Here is a 19,253-nt window from a genome sequence, read left to right as displayed (position 1 = left end):
CTATCCGACCTCAGATCGGCGCGCCCAGGAGCTGCCAATCTGGCTGCATCAATACAACTGGCACCGACCCCATGGGGATATAAAATCTCAAACACCAATCAGCCGACTCGGTCTAACCGAGGACAACCTCTTGAGGCTCCACAGTTAGGCGGTGCGCTACCTGTAGACCCCAGCCCTCTGTAAGAGACGAAAGACATCAAGGCGAGTACAGTGCATGCGTTCGGCAATTTCTTCGAGCGAGAAACCCCGGCGCCGTAGTGCCAGCGCCTGCTCGACGGGATCGCTCACCGCATCACCTCGTCGTCTGTCGCGGCTCGCGCCAAGGGGCGCCGGCATCGATGGCGCGCAGATAGCGGGTTGGCGGGCGACGAGACCACTCATCGCACGATGGCCGCCAGTTGGCTCGCCGAGTTGCTCAAGCTGCCCACGGCGTTAATCGCGGTGGCGTTGTAGCCGAGGGCGACGGCGGTGTGCCCTCCCGACACGATGTTGAGTTCCGCGTCCGTAATGACGTGGTCGCGATCGAACTGGTCCGCCAATTCGATGACACGGTTCTCGCGAGGCATTGGTCTGCTCCCTGGTGAAGTGCGGATAACGACATATCAGCCTCGCCTCGACCGTGACGCACAGCACGCAAGCATCAGCGCGGCGCGGCAATTGCCCGCATGGACCCGGCCAGCCTCTAGGCGTTGTATCGAGACGCGCGGAGATCTAGCAACTCGACATAACGGGAATCAACTCATCCGATCACCGCACCGTCTTTAGGCAGTTATCGGTGATGAGAACGCCGGTTGCGCTCCCGCCCCCCGCGAATAGGCAATGGCTCCTCGTTTTTGCAGCCTGTTTGCGACATCCGTGACGTATGTGCGGCGCACACCCAGCATCTCGGATAACAGCTCCTGTTTCAGTAGGAAGTGATCGCTTTCATGCCCCTCTTTGTCCGCGTTCGCGACACGCGACGATTCGACATTGGACGCAATCGACTCCTTCCAATAGCCGACGCGCGTGAAGATGTGCGACGGCATCCCCGCCCGCGCACTCCCGTCGTCGCCCCGTCCCCCAAGGCCCGTATAAGGGCGGCGGCGGGTTCTACCGGCGCAAGTACACCACCCATCCAGACAGGTCCGGACCGCGCTCATAAATCGACGTCGATTAGCGATAAAGCTTTGAAAATGTTACAAAGCCGAAGCGAAATGGGTCTTGATTGGCGGGTTATCGGCGTAATGCATTAGCGGTTGCTGGAGAAGATGATGTGATCGCGAACGAGCAGCTCGACGAACGCACCGTCCGACTGAAGCGGTTGAACGTGCAGCGGGTGCAGCAGTGCCGGGCGCGCAAGCAGGCTGGCGCGCGCATGGTGCGTATCGAGGTCACAGATTGGGCCGAGACGCTCGACGCGTTCGTCCGGATCGGCGTTCTCGCGGATGATGAGCGCAAAGACGAGAGGGCCTTAGAGCGGGCCATAGCGCAACTTTGCAGGGCGGGGTTTCGAGCCGTTGAGGCGCGGCAGAAGGCGTCTGCCTAATTTGCACCGAGTGATGCCGCCAGCGAGCGGGTAGCTCCGTCCTTTGAGCGGCCGAGTGCCTCGCGCGATAGCTATGGTCGTTTTCTCAAAGCTGGGTCGTTTCGGCATCTTCACCGCAATGGGTGCTGCGAGCCAAAAAAAAATCGAAATGGTGCGCGAGTCCGCTAAGTCCGGCGCTGAAGTTGGTTTGTGAATTAGTTTACGCCCGAAAGCCGGCCCGATGCTCTACCTTCACCACGCTCAACTTGGAAAAGGGCATGATCTGTGGGTACAGGATCGGAAGGGCCGAGGACGTGGCTCAAAGATTGCGACCATTCGCTTTAATGACCTCGATCGAATCGCATATCGGATTAAGTCGCTAATCGCTGCGGTCGGTCCGATCCGGCGCGTCTGAGGGAATCTCCGTTAGGGGGCCAAGCGGGTTAGGAAGGCCGTAGGTGGTTTCACCGCGGCCCCCGTCTCGGAAAATGAGCGCCTGTGCTCCTAAAGGCCGGACGGTGTAAGCTAGGACTCCTCGGCTCTTGCGATGAGCGCCGGACTAGAGCGAAACGATAGCGCGCGTTAGCCGACGTTAGCGATCGTGCATTCCGAGGCTAGAAAACAGAAGCGATGGCGTCCCTTCACCCCATTCGGATTACCTGCTCGTTACCTGTAGTGTCGCTCCGGAATGGACCGTCTGCCAGCAGGGGGAGGAACCCAATAGAGAAAGGGGCAGAGGGGAGACCCGCTATATCGGCCTACGGTTTATATAACCGCGGGTCGAGTGCATCGGGGTGGGGCGATTGAATCAAGATCTGCTCGTTCTGTTGTGCGCACGGAACGTACGAGGTGATGGGCGGCTTAGCGCGGCTCGTCTACCCTCTCTTGTAATATACCGAGCGATTTCGCCTACTCGTATCTTCGTCTTCTAGTGTACAGGCGCGATAAGCCCGTCAGTACCCATCATAACCCGTCTCCAGCACAAACCGGCGAGCCAGAAAGATACGTTCAGAAGCCCTTGGATATCAGTCACCAAGGAAATCGATCAGGCATTCGAGGAACGCGGCGTTTCTGTCGTAGATCATCTCCGGATAGTGCTCGTTGAACCGCTCAATTCCGTTGATTCTAATTCGATGCGTTCGCTCCTCTCCTTCTATCCGAATCTCTTGCTCTCCTTTCTTTTTGGAAGCGCCTGTCCGGCGAGGCCTTCTCTCGGTACGATATCTCTGGACGGACTGCTGAACGAATGTGTATGACCGGAAAGTGCGCCGACCGAGCACCTTTGGCTCTTCGCGGTTTTGCCACGAAGCGCGGCGGCGGCCCAGGGAAGGCGCAGGGAAGGCGCAGGGAAGGCGCAGGGGGTGTGTTCGACCTCGCCGGCCTCCTCTCCTAGCCCCTCTCTCAGAAAACGAGCCGGGGCGCTTCTAAAGCCCGTCGGGGTGTAAGCTAGAACGGGGGCTACCTCGTTTCCCTATCGTCGGCGGCTATCTCAAAAATGATACCGCGCCTCAACGAGCGTTCTCGACGCTTATCGGTTCTCTCCGGGCGGAAAGAAGCGAAGCGTCATATCCTGCTTGGTAGCTCGGGGCGACGCGGTTGATCAGATCGCCGCTTGTTCGTGAGCTAGGAAAATTCTGAACCTGTTCGCGGGGAGCCAAGCGTGTTGCTCTTAAAAGTACGGTTGGTACCGAAAAGCAAATATCTGGCCTGAAATCGCAAGCCTTATCACCGCGTGTCCGATATAGGGTTGGGTGCCGCAAGATAGCGTGTTGGCTTCCCACAGTCCAACCGATGAACCGTTACGACATCATATTCATGCTGTCTGTCACTTGGTTCGCTGTGTTCAGCGCGCTGATGATTTGGGTATTCTTCTGGCGCAATGAAAGACGTTCAGGTCGAACTGGAAAAAGCTGCGAACGGATGCCGTCGAATGGGCACTGATCCGCGACCTCGCGACTGATCCGAAGAAGCGTGAGCTTTTCACAAGCTGATTTTCTGGTGCTGGCGTCGGAAGTCTAGCGCGTGATCGTTGCGGATCCGCAAAGCACAGTCTGATGTTGCGCCTTATTTCGTGTGCATTTGGAGCAGCGGCATGCAAACTCGCTACCCCACATTCAAGCGTTGGTCAGCCGAAGACCACGAGCGGCTTAGAGTCCTGGCCGCATCGGGTCATCGTCCCGACCGAATTGCCCACGAATTGCAAAGGACCGAGGCAGCCGTGCAATCGCGCGCGTGGCAGTATAACATTGCCCTGCAGAAAAAGCAGAATAGCACCTAGGCTATAGGTCGGGCGAGAACGTACCGATGCGCCGGAGAGGGGCGGACTGCCCCGTCTTAGCGATGAAGCGGGGTAATGCCCGCGGAGCAAAGGGGGCAGGTCATCGCCATTGGATCGGGTCAACCAGCAATCGGAGGAGGTCACGTGAGGACGTATGGCGCCGCTATTCGATCACCTCATCGGCCCGCCCAAGCAACCCGAGCGGAACTGTAAGGCCAAGTGAGTTTGCAGTTCTCGCGTTGATGACAAGCTCTATCTTTGTAACTTGCTGCACGGGCAGGTTCTCAGGTTTTTCGCCCCTCAGTACGCGCCCAACAAAATCGCCAACTTGACGATAAGCGTCGGTGTAGTTTGGCCCGTAGCTTATCAAGCCACCTTCTGCGGCGTATTCGCGAATGAAATACATCGCGGGTAATCTGTAGCGAGCCGCCAGCGCAATTATCTTCTGACGGTTGTTCAAGAATACAGCATCGCTATGCACAATTAGCGCGCCAGCGCCTTCACCTTCCGCCTTTGCGAAACTCTCATCGAGATCACTGGCACCGGCTACGTTAAGGAAGATCAATTTCACGCCGATCGCTTCTGCCGTTTGTCGCAAGTTCTCATAGGAGAGATCTCCCGATTTGATGGCGGTTTGAGTGTAGAGGAATGCAGTGGTCTTTGCTGTCGGGACCAGTTCGTGAAGGAGCTCCAGCCGCTTGAAGATCAAATCTGGAGCTAGAATAAACACGCCGGTGATATTGCCACCCGGTCGGTTCAGGCTGTTCACAAAGCCGCTTGCGACCGGGTCAAAGCCGGTAAAGAAGATGACGGGGGTCGATGTGGTCGCAGCTCTGGACGCAGAAGTTGCTGGACCCGACATCGCAGCAATGACGGTTACCCGGCGCTGTACGAGGCCAGCGACTAGCGCAGGCAGCCGATCCAACTGATCGTCTGCGCCGTGGTACTCAATGGTCAGATTGCGTCCTTCGACATAACCCATTTCTGCCAGCCGAGCTTTTGCCGCCGCAAAATTCATTCGACCGGCTTGAGGTGATCCGCTTCCAAGAACGCCCACGACTGGTGAAGCTTGCTGCCCTCGCGCCGTGGGTAACCACAGCGCGGCGCTACCAACCGTCAGGATGAAGTTGCGTCGCTTCATATCCATCGCCCCTAGGCTCCAGCTGATGGTATCCGTTCCATTCCGTCGGGCAAGGCGGTGCAGGTCCGCTGCCGGTTAGCGGCGGTCGAGGCAGGTCCGGCCCGCCGTCTCACCGCCGACTGGCGGCGTGACAAGGCTTGAGCGCTGTTCGGAAGACTTGGAGCCAACAGGCTGTGTATTTTTCGCGCGCACATTAACGCCGCGCGCCAATTGGCGGCGACCCGATGACATGCAATAATCCCCGAATACTTGATCAAGTTTAATGAGGTAATTGCGTCATGGGTATTGAAGGGCTGAGCGACGAAAGCGTTTTGCGTCTGTACGAAAACATTAAGCAGCAGGTCTCGGCTGACAATTTCAATGGAGGCCGCCGTCACCGCCTGATAGGTGAGGCCGCCAAGCAGCAGGCCGAGCGGCTGCGAGAAGAAATCGACCGCCGACGCTTGCGGTACAGTCCCATAGACTGGTGAGCACCGACCCGTAAATTTCTCAAGTGGTCCGACCGTCGTCGGTCGGGGAGCAGTCGCTTGCCATGCGAACCCTTGACGATACCAAGCCACCTCCGGCGTGCGAGAAGTGCGCGTGCGAGATGATGCCGGGGGGACGATTGCCGGTAATCGGGAATCGCAGACCCATCCAGGTCTACAAGTGCCTTCCCTGCCGCCGGATCACCTCAGTGCCCGTGAGCTGTTGAGTGCAAGAGCCGGAAGAGCCGATCCGGCATCCATTGCGGTTGGTGGGTTGCTGTAGTGCGTCGCAACAACCTCAACGGCTCGCGGGGGCTTAACCGGGGGTCGTCGGTGCTGCGCCGCGGATTTTTGAGTCAAATCAATCGAGGTAGGCGGTTCATACGACCGCCTGCTACTTACGGCGATCAGTTACCGCATCATGTTATGTGTGCCGGCCCTTTCGATATCTGCCATGACGTCAGGCGTTGGGTGCCGACCGGACGGGGAGTTGCGTGGGGAACGGACATCAGTAGCCGCGGGGGCTGGAGCACTGCCGGACGATCCCATTACTAGACTTCTAAAACTGGCGGCCCGGCACACAGCCCCCATCCAAGGTGTGCCGAGCCCAGCCAGTGTCCTGGTCGTACCGTGACCGGCCAAAATCAATCTGGCCTGCGGCCTTGGCGAGCGCGGCAGCATCGGATTACGATGGCATCAAGCTGGTTTTCCAGGGAACGATCGGCTGGAGAATGCACAAATGTTTACCCGCCTGACGGAAGGGCTGTCGCTCGGTCGCGGCCTGATGCGGGCGCTGATTGGCCTCGCCTACCTCATCATCTTTGCGCCAGTCTGCATGATCGTTGCGACGAGCTTCTTTTCGCAACAGATCATCAGCTTCCCGCCGGTCGGACTGACCTGGCATTGGTACGTAAATGTTTGGCAGAACCCTGAATTCCTGCGCGGGCTCGTCACAAGCCTGCAGGTGGCGCTCTTAGCCGCAGCGGTTGGTGTACCAATCGGCACCGCGGCAGCGCTGGCCATTGTGCGCGGCGAATTCTGGGGACGACACGTGATCAGCACGCTCCTGCTTGCGCCGCTGGCGGTGCCCGGGGTTGTCGCCGGCTCGGGCCTCTACATGTTCTACGTACTCGCAGAAGACGTGCTGGACTGCGATATCAAGGCCACCACGCAAGGCCTGGTTGCGGCCCATATTCTGCTGGCGATTCCCTGGACGGTCCGGCTTGTGGTCGCAAGCCTAGAGGGGCTCGACCGCGCCGCGGAAGAAGCGGCTGCCAATCTCGGGGCGGACCCCTTCACGGTGTTTCGTCGCATCACGTTGCCGATGATGCGTGCCGGCATCGTGGCCGCCGCGATGTTCTCCTTCATCCAGAGTTTTGAGAATCTGGAGCTGTCGCTGCTTCTGGTCGGTCCGGGACGGATCACGCTACCTGTTGCGATGCTCAACTACCTCGAATTTCGGATCGACCCCACGCTCGCTGCTGTGGCAACTGTGCAGATCCTGATCGTCGGTGTGCTCATGGTCATGACGGATCGCTTTGTCAAACTGTCGCGGGTTGTCTGATGGCGAGCCTTGAGGTCGAACGGCTCACCAAGCGCTTCGGTACGTCAATAGCGGTCGATCAGCTTGATCTGTCGGTGCGCGAGGGCGAACTGGTCGCGTTGCTCGGTCCGTCAGGGTGCGGGAAGACCACGACCTTGCGCATTGTCGCCGGCTTTTTGCCGCCAACCAGCGGGCGCGTTTTCTTTGACCGTGAGGAAGTGACGAGGCTGCCAGCCTATAAACGGTCGACCGGCATGGTGTTTCAATCCTATGCGCTGTTCCCGCATATGACGGTCGCCGACAATGTCGGCTTTGGGCTCGAGATGCGCGGGCTCAATGGTGCTGAGCGCAAGATTCGCGTCGAGGAGACGCTCAAGCTTGTCCGCCTGTCTCACCTCGCCGGGCGACTGCCGCGCGAACTATCGGGCGGGCAGCAGCAGAGGGTAGCTCTGGCGCGCGCGCTGGTCATCAATCCAAAGCTGTTTCTCCTGGACGAGCCGCTGTCCAATCTTGACGCCAAATTGCGTGCCGAGGTGCGGATCGAGATTCGCGCGCTGCAGCGGCGTCTCGGCTTGACGACGATGCTCGTCACCCACGACCGGGAGGAGGCGCTGACGATGGCCGATCGCCTGGTCGTGATGGAGGGCGGGAGGGTGCGGCAGATCGGATCGCCGCGTCAACTTTATGACGAGCCGCAAGACGCTTTCGTCGCGGATTTTGTCGGCCGCTGCAATATCCTGTCGGGCCGGCGTGAGAGCGAAACGACGTTTCGCACCGAAAGTGGGCTGCTTTTGCCAGTCGACACCGGCCTCAATGAGAGCAACAATGCCACCGTCTTTGCCCTGCGGCCCGAGCGCATAGCGATCAGTCCGGGTGGCGATGGCGCCATCCACGGGCGGGTCGCGGCAGTGACGTATCTGGGAGCGCAGACCGAATATCATATTCGCGTCGACGGCGAGCTGTTCGTGGTCGTTCGGCAAACGCCGGCAGGCAACGAGTTGCTGGCATCGGTACAGCCGGAAGATATCGTTTCGCTGGACTGGGACCGTCGAACCCCGCGGCTGGTCCCGCACACATCCTCTAACGGGAGGTCATCATGATCACGCGACGTCATTTCCTATCAGCGGGTGCCGGCGCTGCGGCCGCGTTGGGTGCGGGCGTTCCGCAGGCAAGGGCCGCTACCGGCCAGGTCGTGGTCGGTACCTGGGGGGGCGATTATGGGCAATTGTTGAGCGAACTCATCGACAAGCCGCTCCTCGCGCCGATGGGCATCGAGGTGCTGCAGGACGTCGCCAATGCCGATCCCCGCAAAACCAAGCTGCTCGCCGAGCGGCAGAGCCGGCGCGGCTCGATGGATGTCGCCTGCCTGTCGGACAGTGATGAATATCTTGTCGCCGAGCTCAAAGCGTTTGAGTCGGTCGACGACAAGAAGGTGCCGCGGCTCGACCAGGTGTTCCCAGAGCTTCGCACCGAGGCTGCTATCCCCCACATCTATTCGGCGGAGGTTATCCTCTACAACAAAAATCGCGTGCAGGTGCCACCTATCTCCTATGCCGATCTCTGGGATCCGAAATGGCGCGGCAAAGTCGGCTTGGTCGACATTCTGTATTTGGCCAACACCACTGCAGCCGCGCTCGCCGGTGGCGGCAGCGTCAGCAATTTCGATCCCGCCGAAATGAAGCTGATGGAGCTGCGCTCGCTGGACGTGAAGATCTATCCGTCCAACGAGGCCATGGCCGCGGCGCTGAAATCGGAGGAGGTCTGGCTGACCATCATGTGGCTGGCCCGCGGCTACATGTGGAAGAAGGCCGGCATCCCGCTCGCACATGTCGTGCCCAAGGAAGGTGCGGTCTCGATCGTGTTCGAGGCGAGCGTGCCACGCAACGCCAAGAACAAGGAGGGCGGGTTCGCTTATCTCAACGCCATGCTTGACCCGAAGGCGCAGATCGCCTTCGCGGACAAGATGGGCTACGTGCCGACCGTCAGCGATGCCGTCCTCCCCGAGGACATCGCCAAGCAGGTCAGTCTGAGCGAAGCCGAGCGGGCAAAGCTATTGAAGCCCGACTACAAATATCAGGCGGAGCGGTCGCAGCGGACGCTTGATTTCTGGAACAAACAGTTCAAGGGCTGAGCATGGCGCTCTTGGTCGTGCCGGCTTGTCTTCTGGTGTTCGGGCTATTGGTTGGTCCGATGATATTGATGTTTCGGATCTCGCTCAACCGGTTCAGCCCGTCCGAACTCATGATCCAGGCATTCTCGTTCGACAACTACACGCGCGCGGCCGCGGACCCTTACTACCAGGAAATCATCCTGACGACGCTGGGCATTGCGCTGCTCTGCACGGCTTTGACACTGATTATTGCCTATCCCGCCGCCTACTGGATTGGGCGTCTGCAAAGCCGCTGGAAGAGCCTCATCGTTATCGCGACGTTGTTCCCGCTTCTGGTAGGCAACGTCGTCCGCGCGGCGGGCTGGATGGCTCTGTTCGAGCGCGATGGGTTCATCAACACCGTGCTGCTGCGGCTGCGTCTCATCGAACGGCCACTGGAACTGATGTATACGCCAAAGGCAGTCGTGTTCGGCATTGTCGCAGTCGTGCTGCCCTACATGATCCTGATCCTGGCCGCGGTGATCGAGAGCATTCCGCGGGACCTGGAGGACGCCGCCGCAAATCTTGGTGCCTCCGGATTAAGAACCTTCTGGCGCGTCATCCTGCCGCTCTCGGCGCCTGGTGTGGCGGCGGGCTCGATTCTGGTGTTCGTTTTGTGCATGAACACCTATGCCACAGCGGTGCTTCTCGGCGGCCCGCGTTTCAAGATGATGGCGCCTGCGATCTTCGACCAGTTTACCCGAGGCAATAATTGGCCGATGGGCGCCACGCTCGCATTCATGCTGCTCGCGGTGACCTTGAGCTTCACCGTGTTCGGCAGCATCGCCTTTGCGCGGCGCTATCGCAGGTAAAGGCGGCCGAATGGAAATTTGGAATCGGTTGAGAGGAGGAGACCGCCATGGCTGATCAAAAGGATGAAACGGAGGTTCCTCCGGGCGATGAGCTCGCGCGCATCCGCAACAAGGGCGAGGTTGCCATTGTCGCGAAGGCCACCTCTCGCGACCGCGGCATCGGGCCTTTCCAGCGGCTTGCCTTGCGTAGCGCGACCGTCATTGACGGCACCGGGGCTCCCCCGATCGGCCCGATCGACATCATTGTCGAGAATGGCCGCATCGTCAGCCTGAAGAAAGTCACCGGCTATGGCGCCGGTCCAAGCGAGCCCGCGGATCACGAGATCGACTGCCGCGGAAAATGGGTGACGCCGGGCTTTGTCGATTGCCATGCACATGCCGGCGTCGCCTATCACTCCGCCAATGGCTGGGTGCCGCCCGTTGATTACGTCTACAAGCTCTGGCTCGCCCATGGCGTGACCACGGTGCGCGAGATGGGCTCGATGAACGGCCTCGGCTGGGTAATCGACCAGAAGCAGCGTTCGCAAAGCAATACCATTGCGGCGCCGCGCCTGCTCGCCTACGCCTACTTCCCGGCGGTCAACGACATGGTCAAGACCATCTACACGCCAGAGCAGGGTAGGGCATGGCTGCGCGCGGTGAAGGAGCGCGGCGCCGACGGCATCAAGTTCTTCGGCGCGCCGCCCGCGATCATGGAAGCGGCGCTTGATGAGTGCAAAGAGCTAGGCTTGCGCTCTGGATGTCACCACGCGCAAATGGCGGTGACCCGGATGAATGCGCTGACCACTGCGCGCTGGGGCCTTACCAGCGCCGAACATTATTACGGGCTGCCCGAGGCGCTGTACGAGGATCGCGTCGTCCAGAATTTCCCGCTCGATTACAACTATACAGACGAATATTTCCGCTTTTCCATCTCCGGGCAGATGTTCTCGCAAGCCGCGAAGCCCGGCTCGCCCAAATGGGAGGAGGTCCTGGAGAATTTTCTCGGGATCGGCTTCACCTTTGTGCCGACTTTCACGATCTACGATGCCAATCGCGATCTCATGCGCGCACGCCAGGCCTATTGGCATAAGGACTACACCTGGAAATCGATGTGGGACTACTTCACCCCGCAACGAGGCGGCCATGGCTCTTACTGGTATCGCTGGTCGACACAGAATGAGATCGAGTGGAAGGAAAACTACCGGCTCTGGATGGCTTTCATTAACGAGTATAAGAACCGGGGCGGGCGCGTTTGCACCGGCAGCGACTCCGGCTTCATCTACCAGATCTTCGGCTTCGGCTATGTCCGCGAGCTGGAGCTGTTGCAGGAGGCCGGATTCCATCCACTGGAAGTGATCCGCGCGGCGACCTCGCAAGGCGCCGCACTGTGCGGCCTCCAGGATGAGGTCGGCACTATCGATATCGGCATGCGTGCCGATTTGCTGGTACACGACTATAACCCGCTGATTGATTTCAAGTTGCTCTACGGTACAGGCGCTATGCGGTTTAACGACGAGACCAATGCGGTCGAGTGGCACCGCGGTCTGAAATACACCATCAAGGACAGCATCATCTACGACACCGAGGAGCTCCTGGCAGACGTGCGCGAGCTCGTCAAGGCGAGCTGGGAGAACGATATCCCGGAAAAATATGTATCGCGGGACGCCGCACCATGAGCGATGGTTCGCTCGACTTCTTCGTTCTCACGGGATTCCTCGGCTCGGGAAAGACCACGCTGCTGCGCGATTTCCTGGAGCGGCCGGAGGCGGCGGACACGGCCGTTATCGTTAACGAGGTCGGCGAGATCGGGCTCGACGGCGTGATCTTGCGCGAAAGCGGCCAGGATATGCCGATGGCGATGCTGTCCAACGGCTGCGTCTGTTGCCAGATCGGGAGCGACCTTGCGTTCACCATCGACCGGTTGATTAGCGCTCCGCACCCTGATCGCGCAGCTCCGCTGCGCCGGATCATCCTGGAGACCAGCGGGCTGTCGAAGCCCGGCCCCGTGTTGCGGACGCTCGCAACGCTCGCCGAGCATCGCATGAAGGTGGCCGTCGTTGGGACCTTCGATCTCGAGCGGGGAACGCAGGTTGCAAGCTTCGACGAGGCCGTGGCGCAATGGGCGGCCGCGCACCGCATCGTCGCCACCAAGACTGACCTTGTCCGTGCGGGCGATCTCGTCGAAGTGCCCTCGAGGATCGCCGCCATCAATCCGCTCGCTGAGGTGATTGCGCGGGAGGATCGCGCCAGCGCAGTCCTGGCGGCATTTGCGCCGCTTTCCGCCGCGCCGCCGTTGCGCGAAATTGCCCTCAATGCAAGGCGCGTGCATCCGCGCGTCACCCTTTGTGTGGCCCGATCCCTGCGCGAAATCAGCTATCCCGATCTTGCTGATTGGCTCGACAATCTTGCCGGCCTGCTCGGCGAGCGGCTCTTGCGTCTCAAGGGACTGGTGCAGGTGATGGAAGCCAAACAGCCGATCTTGATCGAGAGTGTGGGCACGGTGTTTTCGCCGCCGCGGCTTCTCCAGGTGAGGGGAGAGCACCGCTCCTCTTTCGTCGTTATCATTGCAAGGGACGTAAGCGCGACCGACGTCGAGGTCCAGCCGTTTGGTCTGTTCCAGTTCTCGCCCTGGCAGGAGGCGGACGCTCCGGCGCGCGATCGGTCACGCGCCATCAAAGCCGAATGGGTGGTGTGAAGCGCAGAGTGGGACTGCCGCTTTCAGATTTGCCTAGCGGGTGCATTCGGTGACTATGTGGCGAACGGCCGCTCGATTTCCCTTTTCGGAATTCCCCTGCTGGAAAAGGGAAGGTCCGTTCGTTTCCAGCCCTAAGGAACTTCGCGTAAGCACGAATATCGATCATCGGCGCAGTCGCCTCGGCCTGGAGGCGGGCAATCAATTCGAGCAGGAACGCCGTCGCCGCTCGGCGACTGGGATCAAATCTTCACCCTGTCCTTGCCTCCGTAAAAAGCGCCATGCGCGGTCCGATATGAGTTGCGCCGTGTCCTGCGCCGTCAACTAGGCCGCTTCGCAGCGGCCCGCCCATTTGGAGCGACCATTCGCTTTCGCGGCGATTGATCTCGTCGCGCGTGGCGGTTTCGACATGAGCCGTGCTCGACATTAATAATCTTCGCGGTCATCAGGCATTTAGCGTTACCGATCAACTTTCGGCGGAAAAGGATACCCTTTGTATTTTACACAGGTTATGGCTCTGTGATCCTGGCCCGCTTTGCCGATGGGAGAAGCCTTTCGACCTACTAAAGGTGGCTAAAGATGTCGTGAAACTTTGCCATCGCGGCTGAACTGGTAAAGTCATCATGGTGCCCGTGGGTAGTTCGCACACACTTTGGCGCCATCCCCGTGCGCCTCGCAGCGCAATATTGTCGCCGAAAAATATTGCAAGAGACAGACGGGTGGCGTGCGCTGCTATTCCGTCGTCCAGTTTTGATCGTGAGTAGCCGACTCATCCCCTATACTGGACAGGCCGACCTACCTGCGGCACCTTGCGATTGGTAGGAATTAAGAGGCGCGATGGCATGCGCTGCTTGGTTTGCGGCACAGACAATCCTCCCGAAAACCGCTACTGCCACAGTTGCGGGGTGCCATTTTCCGTGCGTTGTACCAACTGTGGTCATCAAAATTGGCCGACCGCGCGTTTTTGCGGCTCTTGTGGCTCTTCGCTGGAATCGAGGCCGCTCCGGACCCGGCCGGGGCGGGGGCCGGTTGGCGAACGCAAGCAGGCAACGGTGCTCTTTGCCGACATCGTGAGTTCCACAGAACTGGTCGTCGGCCTGGATCCAGAGCAGGCAATGGAGCGCTTGCGGCCAGCGGTGTCAATAATGTGCGAGGCGGTTGCGCGCTACGAGGGCACGGTCGTCCGCACGCTGGGCGACGGCCTCATGGCGCTCTTCGGCGCTCCCCTAGCGCAAGAAGGTCATGCGCTGCTAGCTTGCGAGGCAGCTCTCAGCATGCAGGAGGCATTTCCACCCAATGAAGGAGGGCTGAGGCTGCGGGTGGGAGTGCATTCAGGGGAAGTAGTCTCGGAGGTACCCGCCGGCGAACTGAGCACGGAACGAGGAGCCCACGGGTCGACAATTCATCTGGCCAGTCGCTTGCAGCAAATCGCCGAGCCGGGCGGCATTTGTCTCACCGAGGACTGTTATCGGTTAATTCGTTCCTACTGTGACGTGCGTCCGCTGGGTCGCCACGCGTTGAAGGGTTTCCCCGAACCCGTGGAGATCTACAATCTTCTCGGATTGAAGCCTGCTGTCGCTAGCCAGCAGTTCCGCGGCGCGAACCTGACGTCATTTCGCGGCCGCGATCCCGAGATTGCCCTGCTTCAACGCGCACTGCGGAACGCCGAGAATGACGACACGAGAGTGATCGGAGTTTCTGGCGCCCCCGGCACGGGCAAGAGTCGGCTCTGCTTCGAATTCGCTCAATGGTGTCGAAGTCGCCTCATCCCTGTTTTCGAAGCCCGCGCGCTGCTTTATGGACATGCAACCCCTTTCCAGCCGGTCCTGGAATTTCTCCGTCTCTTTTTCCGGATTGCCCCAACCGATGATGCAACCATTGCCCGAGACCGCATCCGCGAGCGCCTTTCAACCATCGGCCGGACATTCGAGGCAGATTTGCCGCTCGTATGTGAATTTCTTGGCGTATCCGACGAGGAAAGCGCGCCAGTTTTGCTGTCACCGAAGGCTAGGCATGGGCGGCTGCTCGATATCATTCGTCACATGGTTAGGGAAAGCGGCACGACCACGTCAGTCATTATCGTCGAAGACCTGCATTGGCTAGATGAAGCAAGCGAAGACTTTGTCGGCACGTTGGTGGACGCCGTTGCAGGCACCCGGACGATGCTCCTACTCACCTTCCGGCCATCCTACGTTGCATCATGGATGAAGTGCTCATACTATCACCAGACATTCCTCGCTGACCTCACGCCGACAGAAATCATTGCACTTGTCAGGGAACTGATCGGCGATCGATCCGAATTGCATGACGTGCGTCATCGAGTGGCGGAGAGAAGTGGCGGAAATCCGTTCTTTGCCGAGGAACTTGTGCGCTCGCTCGCGGAGAATGGCAGCATTTTCGGTGACCCAGGCAATTACACGTTTGGCTTCATAGCTGCCGCGGCCACGCTTCCTACCACGGTCCAAGCTGTTATCGGAGCGCGCATCGATCGACTTGGTGAAGCCGACAAAGCGATTCTGCAGGTTGCCGCCGTGATAGGCGAGGAGTTTCCGCGGGAGATGCTTGAAGAGCTTGCGCCCGCACCGGCCAGGGAGATCGAGAGCATTCTGGAAGGGCTGTGCGACGCCGAATTGCTGAAAAGGCAGGCCGCACCAGATGGTCGCTGGTATGCATTTCGACATCCCCTTATCCAAGAAGTCGCTTACGCCGCTCAACTCAGGGCGCGTCGCAGCGCACTCCATGCTTCAGTCGCTGATGCCATGCAGCACTTCTATGAGGATCGGATCGATGAGTTCTCCGGCCTTATTGCCTACCACCATGAGGCCGCAGGTCAGCTTCTCGAGGCCGCAAATTATTCAGCGCGAGCCGCGATGTGGGTCGGCTCGACCCATTCCGCACAAGCGATCAAACATTGGCAGAAGGTGCGCACGCTCCTACAGAAACAGCCCCGATCCGAGGCAACTGATGAACTGAGGATTATGGCGAGCGGCCAACTCGCGTGGCTCGGTTGGCGGGAAGGTCTGACAGCAGACGAAGCCAAGCCGTTCATCGACGAAGCGCTGACCTGGTCTCGGGAAACCGATAACACGATGATTCCGCTACTGCTGCTCGTCGACGGCCGGATTACTATCACGAGTGGCGGCCCGGCCGACTCGTACGTCGAACTTGTCAAGGAGGGTCTCTCGCTTTTGAGGGAAGATAAGGACATTGGCCGAATCGCAACTCTGAACGTTTCACTGAGCCAAGCCTATGGTTGGGCAGGCATGCTGAACGAGGCGCTCGCCGCGAATAGCGCCGCGATCGAGGGGATTGCCCGGATCGAGAAGTTCGATCATCAATTCTTGGGATACAACGTGGAGCACTGGGCCATGGGCCTGCGCGGACGCATCCTCGTCCGACTCAGTAAGTTCGCGGAAGCCGAAAAATGTTTCGATCTGTTATTGGGAATCGAAGAGAACCTCCTCGATCCGACAGCTCGATTAATCCCGCATTTGGGTTACGTCGATTTGGCCTGGTGTCGTCGCGATCCCGCACTCGCAGAACGCCACGCTTGGCATCTCGCGCAAATCGCCGAGAAGCATGAGAGCCCTTACCTGCGAGTCTTTGCGTTTGCCTGCAGCGGAACCGCCAAGAGTGTCGCCGCGGACTTCGCGGCCGCGGCGCGCGACTTTGTCGCTGGATTAGAATTTCTGCGGAAGACAAAGGCCGCGATGGAATATGAGCCCGAAATATTGGCAAGTCTTGCGGATTGCCATTACCAAAGCGACGAACCGGGGCGAGCTATAGAGATCGCGAAAGAGGCAATTAGAATCGCACAGCAGCGAAATGCACGCCTCCCCGAGTGCCGCGCCTCCATCACCTTCGGGGAAGCTCTCATTGCCGAAAGTGGCTTCAGCGCGATCGATGAGGCTGAGGCACTGTTCGGACGCGCTGAGGAACTCATCCGAGTAACGGGGGCTTGCATCTACGAACCGCTGTTGGCTCGGGCCCGGGAACGAGCCTCGGTTAATGGGCTATCTCCCGTGTGCGGACCAGCAACGTGAACTCGCGGAGACCATAGTCTGCGATGACCTGGGCCGATGATCCGAGTTGGTTCTCGCAGAATCGGATCCAGGGGTTTGGCGTCGTACAATACAGGTCCTCTGGATTTTCATTGAACGCGCCAGGTGTCATGAAGTTGACCGCGAAACCCCATCGGCTACTTGCATGCATATCAACCAGGGTTTTGCCGATATAGCGTTCCCACTTATCGAGAGGGTGGTCTAGCTTTACGTTGAAGATGCCGCTCGCCACCGAATAGTCCGTTATGCGTGGACTCACCCTGGCGACCATGAAACCTGCGCGGCTGAGGTCACGCTGTAAGCTATCGGCGTGGTGGATCATGGCTGGTGAGACATCGAAGCCCAAATAATCGATATCTGTCTCGGAATGGTATTTGGTGAGATAGGAAAAAAGTGCACCGTAGCCGCAACCAACGTCGTTCAACGCAAACGGCGCCGAGAAGTTACATATTTTCAGAAGCTGCAAAAATCGCACTTCCTGAGTGATGATGGAGTCCCAATCAGCCCCGGGAGGTACTGGACCAAAGGCGGTTATCTTCTCACTGTAGTAGCATTCGATGCTGGCATAGATCTCGGCAAATTCTTGATCTATGACTGTGCGCATTACGGTGCCCGCCGCCTCAAGGCCTTTTTGGAAGGAGCGCGTCGCGACCAACCCAGGGTGTCATCGGCAGGGAAATGATCAGATAGTCGTCTTCCATATAGACGAGAGGCTTACCATAAGAGGCACGCACACGAGGATCTTCATCCAACTTATGAGTGGTGAAATAGACGGGGTACGGAACGTCTAATTCGAAGTTTTTTTGCAAGGCGACTACGATCCCTCGGTCTCCCGCATCTCCCGTGTCGGTGCCGTTCATTGCGAAACGCTCGCGGGCCAAACCTTCCAGATACCCGTAAAACTTATTCTTGAGCGCCGGATTCCAAAATCCGCCTAACCCAAGGACTGCGAAACTATCAGCAAGCGAATGCTCATCCGAAAAGATATGGAATGCTTGTTGCAACGACTTAAGCTCGTCGATTCCATCCTTTAGCGGCAGACTCAGTGGCGGCGAAGCCGCTTCGGTCACAACTCGCGAAAACCGCAGGTTGGCCAGGTCCAACAAACTTGAAATGAGGTGATCGTCTTGGCGGAATCTCGGACCCATCGCTCCCCTCCGAAATGCGACATCGCTCGTCTTCGCGCACGGCACCGTAATAATAACTGGATCTCAACTTAAAGGGAACCTATTTCGCGGCGAGTAATCCTCGTCTCCAATTGGGACCAAGACTTAAAGGTCCTCCGAAGTCCACGGTACCGGTAGGATCAGCGTTGTCTGAAGATTATTGATCGTCGTTTAAGAGCGTCGCTCGCGCCGTAAGCGCACTTCCGATGAACATCGCTTCTCGTGATGAATGATTGAACCCTGCGGCTGTGTTGGAGCGCCGTTGCGCCGCTAATTTACGTTCCGGGACTGTGGAAAGGCCGTAGTGGCCCGTAGAGCGCCGGCCGGTGCCCATGCCGCCGGGCAGCCAACTCGATTTCCATGCGATCGGCGGTAGCGGACAACCTATTGGCCACTCCATCAGGTCTGGTTTCCGCCCGCGTCGCGACCGTAGTTAAGCCGGGCGCGCGCCCTTCCAGCGGAGCAGGACCTCCTGCTCACCGTTGTGGGATCGCCGAAGCCAGCCTTCCTTTTTCGGCGCTGCTCCAGATGCCTTAGTCTCCTTGTCGTTCCAAACTTTAAACTTTTCCTGCATGTACGTGGTCGTTTTGCAGTCTCGGTCAGTGCGACAGAAACACTGCGAGTAATAGTGCCGCCTTTATCGCGCTCGACAGACAGGCTGCTATCCAATTCTGGGCGTCTATTCGCGCTTGCGCGTCGGCGTGCTCTGTGTTCGTCGGAGCCGAATTATACGAGCGGCCTGTGAGCAGGATTCATGAAAAGCGCTTTACGGATTCTGGCACAAAGCACCGTGGTCGTTTTTTGCTCGGCGCCGAACTACAACGAGGACCGGAGAGTCGGCTGTGGTGCGGATCAATATGCTTACTGTTGCGCACACAGCACGGGGTAGCGGAGTCGATTTTCGGGGTGACAATCAGCTAAACGTGCACGCTAATCGCCTTCTCGTGGCGGTAGCGTGGAGGAGTCGCGGCCAGCGGCGACATTCTTGTCGCGAACCGCCAATGTATCACGCCCGGGCTTGAGGCTTGAGTGGCCGTGATGAGGTCGCCACTAAGCCGCATAGTAAGATCGGTGCGCCAGGGAAACCCTAGGGTGTGTTTTCGACCTCGCCCGCTTCCTTCTCTAGCCCCTCTCTCAGAAAATGAACGGGTGCGCTTCTAAAGCCCGTCGGCGTGTAAGCTAGAACGGCGGGTCGCTGATTCCTTATCGTCGGCGGCTGTCGCGAAAATGATTCCACACCTTAACGAGCGTTCCCGACCCATATCGGTTCATTCCGGGCGGGAGGGCGCGAGTTGTCTTATTCTGGTTCGTTCGAGCGCAACCGTCGCGAGATCAAGAGAGAGCTGAAATTGCAGGACCTCTCGGGAAGAGTTTGAATGCGATCGTCACGAGGGCTTAAACGGGGGTCGGCGGTATGTGCCGTGGATATTTTGAGTCAAATCAATCGGGGGTAGGCGG

14 protein-coding genes and 1 pseudogene are annotated in these 19,253 nt (G+C 58.9%); 10 read left to right on the top strand and 5 right to left on the bottom strand.

Annotation, left to right across the window (positions count from 1 at the left end):
- Window positions 1–148: pseudogene (locus Q2941_RS36580) on the top strand (IS481 family transposase); the annotation flags it as partial.
- 229 nt (window positions 149–377) lie between these two features.
- Here Q2941_RS36580 and Q2941_RS36575 read toward each other — a convergent pair.
- Window positions 378–566: a hypothetical protein gene (locus tag Q2941_RS36575; protein ID WP_458195531.1), complete on the bottom strand. Its 189-nt coding sequence runs from the start codon at window positions 564–566 to the stop codon at window positions 378–380.
- Between the two features lie 195 nt (window positions 567–761).
- Complete coding sequence (locus Q2941_RS36570; protein ID WP_458195530.1) at window positions 762–1,025, bottom strand: helix-turn-helix domain-containing protein; 264 nt, start codon at window positions 1,023–1,025, stop codon at window positions 762–764.
- A gap of 227 nt (window positions 1,026–1,252) precedes the next feature.
- Here Q2941_RS36570 and Q2941_RS36565 point away from each other — a divergent pair, with 227 nt between their 5' ends.
- Window positions 1,253–1,525, top strand: a complete 273-nt coding sequence (locus Q2941_RS36565) for a hypothetical protein (protein WP_458195529.1) — start codon at window positions 1,253–1,255, stop codon at window positions 1,523–1,525.
- Window positions 1,526–3,945: 2,420 nt separating this feature from the next.
- Here Q2941_RS36565 and Q2941_RS36560 read toward each other — a convergent pair.
- Window positions 3,946–4,929 (bottom strand): ABC transporter substrate-binding protein, encoded by a 984-nt coding sequence (locus tag Q2941_RS36560; RefSeq protein WP_458195528.1) that lies wholly within the window; start codon window positions 4,927–4,929, stop codon window positions 3,946–3,948.
- Between the two features lie 272 nt (window positions 4,930–5,201).
- Between Q2941_RS36560 and Q2941_RS36555 the strand changes: the two genes are divergently transcribed.
- The 8 genes from Q2941_RS36555 (at window position 5,202) to Q2941_RS36520 (ending at window position 16,611) form a co-directional block, all read left to right on the top strand.
- Window positions 5,202–5,393, top strand: coding sequence for a hypothetical protein (locus tag Q2941_RS36555; RefSeq protein WP_458195527.1), 192 nt, complete (start codon window positions 5,202–5,204; stop codon window positions 5,391–5,393).
- 736 nt (window positions 5,394–6,129) lie between these two features.
- Window positions 6,130–6,954: an ABC transporter permease gene (locus Q2941_RS36550; RefSeq protein WP_458195526.1), complete on the top strand. Its 825-nt coding sequence runs from the start codon at window positions 6,130–6,132 to the stop codon at window positions 6,952–6,954.
- On the top strand, window positions 6,954–8,033 hold the full coding sequence (locus Q2941_RS36545) for an ABC transporter ATP-binding protein (RefSeq protein ID WP_458195525.1): 1,080 nt from the start codon (window positions 6,954–6,956) through the stop codon (window positions 8,031–8,033). Before Q2941_RS36550 ends, Q2941_RS36545 begins: the two co-directional genes overlap by 1 nt.
- The gene (locus Q2941_RS36540; RefSeq protein ID WP_458195524.1) at window positions 8,030–9,064 is read left to right on the top strand and encodes an extracellular solute-binding protein; all 1,035 of its coding nucleotides are present in this window, start codon (window positions 8,030–8,032) and stop codon (window positions 9,062–9,064) included. Before Q2941_RS36545 ends, Q2941_RS36540 begins: the two co-directional genes overlap by 4 nt.
- Window positions 9,065–9,066: 2 nt before the next feature.
- Window positions 9,067–9,894, top strand: a complete 828-nt coding sequence (locus Q2941_RS36535) for an ABC transporter permease (RefSeq protein ID WP_458195523.1) — start codon at window positions 9,067–9,069, stop codon at window positions 9,892–9,894.
- A 47-nt stretch (window positions 9,895–9,941) separates the two neighbouring features.
- On the top strand, window positions 9,942–11,552 hold the full coding sequence (locus tag Q2941_RS36530) for an amidohydrolase family protein (RefSeq protein WP_458195522.1): 1,611 nt from the start codon (window positions 9,942–9,944) through the stop codon (window positions 11,550–11,552).
- Window positions 11,549–12,571: a CobW family GTP-binding protein gene (locus tag Q2941_RS36525; protein ID WP_458195521.1), complete on the top strand. Its 1,023-nt coding sequence runs from the start codon at window positions 11,549–11,551 to the stop codon at window positions 12,569–12,571. Before Q2941_RS36530 ends, Q2941_RS36525 begins: the two co-directional genes overlap by 4 nt.
- A gap of 839 nt (window positions 12,572–13,410) precedes the next feature.
- The gene (locus tag Q2941_RS36520; protein WP_458195520.1) at window positions 13,411–16,611 is read left to right on the top strand and encodes an adenylate/guanylate cyclase domain-containing protein; all 3,201 of its coding nucleotides are present in this window, start codon (window positions 13,411–13,413) and stop codon (window positions 16,609–16,611) included.
- On the opposite strand, the gene Q2941_RS36515 is transcribed toward Q2941_RS36520, so the two are convergent.
- Window positions 16,574–17,284 carry a class I SAM-dependent methyltransferase gene (locus tag Q2941_RS36515; RefSeq protein ID WP_458195519.1) on the bottom strand — a complete coding sequence of 237 codons (711 nt, stop codon included), beginning with the start codon at window positions 17,282–17,284 and terminating at the stop codon, window positions 16,574–16,576. The genes Q2941_RS36520 and Q2941_RS36515 overlap by 38 nt on opposite strands.
- On the bottom strand, window positions 17,250–17,777 hold the full coding sequence (locus tag Q2941_RS36510) for a hypothetical protein (RefSeq protein ID WP_458195518.1): 528 nt from the start codon (window positions 17,775–17,777) through the stop codon (window positions 17,250–17,252). The genes Q2941_RS36515 and Q2941_RS36510 overlap by 35 nt, the downstream gene beginning before the upstream one ends.
- Window positions 17,778–19,253: the final 1,476 nt, after the last annotated feature.

Source organism: Bradyrhizobium sp. UFLA05-153 (genome assembly GCF_054185185.1).
Note: the sequence above shows the minus strand (reverse complement) of the source record. Positions and strands in the feature narration are given on the sequence as shown.

Bases quoted from the DNA above. Each gene is read 5' to 3' on its own strand.
- Q2941_RS36575 (WP_458195531.1), bottom strand. From the start codon at position 566: ATGCCTCGCGAGAACCGTGTCATCGAATTGGCGGACCAGTTCGATCGC.
- Q2941_RS36570 (WP_458195530.1), bottom strand. From the start codon at position 1,025: ATGCCGTCGCACATCTTCACGCGCGTCGGCTATTGGAAGGAGTCGATT.
- Q2941_RS36560 (WP_458195528.1), bottom strand. From the start codon at position 4,929: ATGGATATGAAGCGACGCAACTTCATCCTGACGGTTGGTAGCGCCGCG.
- Q2941_RS36555 (WP_458195527.1), top strand. From the start codon at position 5,202: ATGGGTATTGAAGGGCTGAGCGACGAAAGCGTTTTGCGTCTGTACGAA.
- Q2941_RS36550 (WP_458195526.1), top strand. From the start codon at position 6,130: ATGTTTACCCGCCTGACGGAAGGGCTGTCGCTCGGTCGCGGCCTGATG.
- Q2941_RS36545 (WP_458195525.1), top strand. From the start codon at position 6,954: ATGGCGAGCCTTGAGGTCGAACGGCTCACCAAGCGCTTCGGTACGTCA.
- Q2941_RS36540 (WP_458195524.1), top strand. From the start codon at position 8,030: ATGATCACGCGACGTCATTTCCTATCAGCGGGTGCCGGCGCTGCGGCC.
- Q2941_RS36535 (WP_458195523.1), top strand. From the start codon at position 9,067: ATGGCGCTCTTGGTCGTGCCGGCTTGTCTTCTGGTGTTCGGGCTATTG.
- Q2941_RS36530 (WP_458195522.1), top strand. From the start codon at position 9,942: ATGGCTGATCAAAAGGATGAAACGGAGGTTCCTCCGGGCGATGAGCTC.
- Q2941_RS36525 (WP_458195521.1), top strand. From the start codon at position 11,549: ATGAGCGATGGTTCGCTCGACTTCTTCGTTCTCACGGGATTCCTCGGC.
- Q2941_RS36520 (WP_458195520.1), top strand. From the start codon at position 13,411: ATGCGCTGCTTGGTTTGCGGCACAGACAATCCTCCCGAAAACCGCTAC.
- Q2941_RS36510 (WP_458195518.1), bottom strand. From the start codon at position 17,777: ATGGGTCCGAGATTCCGCCAAGACGATCACCTCATTTCAAGTTTGTTG.